The sequence below is a fragment of the Hyphomicrobiales bacterium genome, assembly GCA_039973685.1.
Classification (GTDB): Bacteria; Pseudomonadota; Alphaproteobacteria; order Rhizobiales; family JACESI01; genus JACESI01.
This window is the reverse complement of record JBDWKL010000007.1, coordinates 1-3,726: the sequence shown is the minus strand read 5'-3', so window position 1 is coordinate 3,726 and position 3,726 is coordinate 1. Positions and strand designations below refer to the sequence as shown.

Genomic DNA, 3,726 nt, shown 5'->3' with positions numbered 1-3,726 from the left:
TGATGCTTTCGATTCCATCGATGTTTCTGGCGACGAAGAAATGTCGACAGATGACGTTGATGCATTGTTTGACGATGTACCAGCCGCTACCGATGATGACTTAGGCTTCGATAGCATAGGTGACGACGATTTCGCTAGCATAGACGACGACGATGATGAGGATGTCTTGGAGCTTGCTGCTCCAGCAGCTGTTGAAGAGCCTGAAATTGAAAGTGCTGCTTCTGACGACGACTTGGGCTTTGATGCCGTTGAGGACACATTTGAGGTAAACGCCGTTGCCGAACCAGCGCCACCAGCTCCCTCGTTAGCTGAAGAAGTTCCCTTGATCAGCGAGAATGTCGCGGCTTCAGTCAAATCATCCTTTGGTGCTTTGCACAACGGAATGGGCGTTTCTTCATCCACAACAATTGAAGGCTTGATGTCTGCAATGTTGCGTCCAATGCTTAAAGAATGGCTTGATGAAAACTTGCCTGAAACCGTGGAACGTCTCGTGCGTGAAGAAATTCAGCGTATTCAAGGCCAATAAGTAGCTCAGTGAGCTGCTTTAACAGGGCATATACCCTTCAATCTGTCTGTTTGTTTTTAAATTGACGTTACGCTGGTTGACCGCACCATCGCAGCGCCTTAACACGTTTCTATTCAATCAATAGAGACACGTTATGCTTGATAAAAATTACGATGCCGCGAGTGTTGAACCTCGCATTTATGACACTTGGGAAAAAGCCGAAGCTTTTCGTGCTGGCGTAAACGCCGCCGAAGGTGCTGATCCTTATTGCATCGTGATCCCACCACCCAATGTAACGGGCTCTCTACACATGGGCCATGCGCTCAACAACACGCTTCAGGATATCTTGGTGCGCTTTGAACGGATGCGCGGTCGCGACGTTCTTTGGCAAGCAGGTACGGACCATGCGGGCATTGCGACGCAAATGGTGGTGGAACGCCAGCTGGCTGACAACAATGAGCCAAAACGCCGCGAATTGGGTCGTGAGAAATTTCTGGACCGCGTGTGGGGCTGGAAAGAAGAATCTGGCGGCAGGATCATCGGTCAGCTTAAGCGCCTTGGTGCATCTTGCGATTGGTCGCGTGAGCGCTTCACCATGGATGAGGGCTTGTCTGCTGCCGTTCTTGAGGTCTTCGTTACGCTTTACAAAGAAGGCCTTATCTACAAGGGCAAACGCCTTGTAAACTGGGACCCGAAATTTGAAACGGCGATTTCTGACCTTGAAGTTGAGAACATCGATGTTGATGGCCATATGTGGCACTTCAAATACCCGCTCGCAGATGGTGAGACATATGAGTATGTCGAGAAGGACGAAGACGGCAACATCACTTTGCGTGAGACACGTGATTATATTTCGATTGCAACGACCCGTCCTGAAACCATGCTTGGTGATGGTGCGGTGGCTGTTCACCCATCTGATGAGCGCTATGCGTCAATCGTGGGTAAGCTTTGTGAAATTCCTGTCGGCCCGAAAGAGCACCGCCGCTTTATCCCGATTATCACGGATGAATACCCAGACCCTGATTTCGGTTCAGGTGCGGTAAAGATCACGGGCGCCCATGATTTCAACGATTATCAAGTGGCAAAGCGTGGCAAGATCCCGATGTATCGCTTGATGGATACGCAAGCAGCTTTGCGGGCAGACGGTGCGCCTTATGCGGAAGAAGCCGCGAAAGCGAAGCAGATCGTAGAATCGGGTGAATTGCCTGACGAAGAAACTGTCGACGCAATCAACCTCGTACCCGATGACTATCGTGGCCTTGATCGCTTTGATGCGCGTAAGAAAATCGTTGCAGACATCAATGCCGACGGCCTTGCCGTTATGACCAAAGACGAGGACGGCAATGCTGTTCCTATGGTCGAGAACAAACCAATCATGCAGCCATTTGGTGACCGCTCTAAGGTGGTGATTGAGCCGATGCTCACCGACCAATGGTTTGCCGATGCTAAAACGCTCGCAGAACCAGCGCTTGCTTCTGTTAAAGAAGGCCGCACGAAGTTTGTGCCAGAGAACTGGTCGAAAACCTATTACCAGTGGATGGAAAACATCGAGCCTTGGTGTATTTCACGTCAGCTTTGGTGGGGACACCGTATTCCGGCTTGGTATGGGCCAGATGGCGAAATCTTTGTCGAAAAGTCCGAAGAAGAAGCTCAAGCTTCTGCTGAAACGCATTACGGTAAAGCCGTTGAATTGACGCGCGATGAAGACGTGCTCGACACATGGTTCTCATCAGCGCTTTGGCCGTTTTCAACGCTTGGTTGGCCTGAAAAAACGCCAGAGCTTGAGCGTTATTACCAGACCGACGTGCTGATCACTGGTTTCGACATTATCTTCTTCTGGGTCGCTCGTATGATGATGATGGGCAATCACTTCATGAAACAAGAGCCGTTCCACACGATTTATATCCACGCCCTTGTTCGTGATGAGCATGGCGCGAAGATGTCGAAATCTAAGGGCAATGTGATTGATCCGCTGGAGCTGATTGACGAATATTCTGCCGACGCTCTGCGCTTCACTTTGGCTGCTATGGCCGCACAAGGGCGCGACATCAAGCTCTCGACAGACCGCGTTGCTGGATACCGTAACTTTGCGACGAAGCTTTGGAACGCCACACGTTTCGCCGAGATGAATGAGTGTAAGCTTGTTGAAGGGTTCAAACCTGAAGACGCGAAAAGCCAGCTCAACCGCTGGGTGCTAACCGAGCTTTCTCGCGCGGTGAACGATGTAACCCGCGAGATTGAAGCTTATCGCTTTAATGAGGCAGCAGCATCAGTTTATCGCTTTGTGTGGAACAAGGTTTGCGACTGGCATTTGGAACTTGCAAAGCCAGTCTTCGGCGGTGACGACGAGGCGGCGAAAGCTGAGACCCGCGCAACGACGGCCTATGTGCTTGATCAAATCTACGCGCTGATGCATCCGTTCATGCCGTTTATCACGGAAGAACTTTGGGAGCGCACTAGCGGCGAGGGTGTTTCTCGTGATGGCTTCTTGATGCATTCCTCATGGCCTGTTGAAGGCATTATGGATGATGCGGCAGCTGACGAGATCAACTGGTTGATCGACCTGATCACGGCTGTTCGTTCTGTTCGCGCAGAAATGAACTTGCCTGCGAAAGCCCGCACCGACTTGCTCTTGATTGGCGCAAATGACGACGAAAAAGCCATGTTAGAGCGCAGCATGAACGCGCTTCAGCGCATGGCCCGCGTTGATAACGGTTCTGTTGCAAGCGAAGCGCCACAGGCGTCTGCTCAAATCGTGGTGGGTCAATTGACCGTCTGCTTGCCGCTTGAAGGTGTCATTGACTTCGGCGCTGAACGTGACCGCTTGAATAAAGAGCGTAATAAAGCGACAGGCGAGATCGAAAAGATCGAAAAGAAACTCGGCAATCAAGGCTTCATCGCTAAAGCGCCTGAGGCCGTGGTCGCAGAACAACGCACCCGCTTGGAAGACTTGCAAGCGACGGTTGCGAAACTGGACGAGGGCATCGCGCGGCTTGGGTGAGGGAGGTCTCTCATTCATTGTTAAATGGCCGTTACTCAAAATAATAAGATCGGCAATTTGATGAAAACCAACATAGCGACCGACCGCAAAGCCAACCTGCTGGGCAGTGTATGGATGGTTGTTGCAATGGCGGGGTTTGCGGTTGAGGATACGCTCCTCAAAGCCGCAACCGAGACGTTATCTTTAGGCCAAGTGCTGATCATTTTTGGCTTGGGTGGCG

2 protein-coding genes are annotated in these 3,726 nt (G+C 51.2%); both read left to right on the top strand.

The features are described 5' to 3' along the window. Positions 1-526, top strand: a 526-nt coding sequence (locus ABJO30_01225; GenBank protein ID MEP3231429.1) for a DUF2497 domain-containing protein, incomplete at its 5' end; no start/stop codon positions are given. Between the two features lie 133 nt (positions 527-659). Further along, the gene (locus ABJO30_01220; protein ID MEP3231428.1) at positions 660-3,506 is read left to right on the top strand and encodes a valine--tRNA ligase; all 2,847 of its coding nucleotides are present in this window, start codon (positions 660-662) and stop codon (positions 3,504-3,506) included. The last annotated feature ends 220 nt before the right edge of the window (positions 3,507-3,726 follow it).

Excerpts from the sequence above, each read along its gene's own strand:
- ABJO30_01220 (MEP3231428.1), top strand. The coding sequence starts at position 660 with ATGCTTGATAAAAATTACGATGCCGCGAGTGTTGAACCTCGCATTTAT.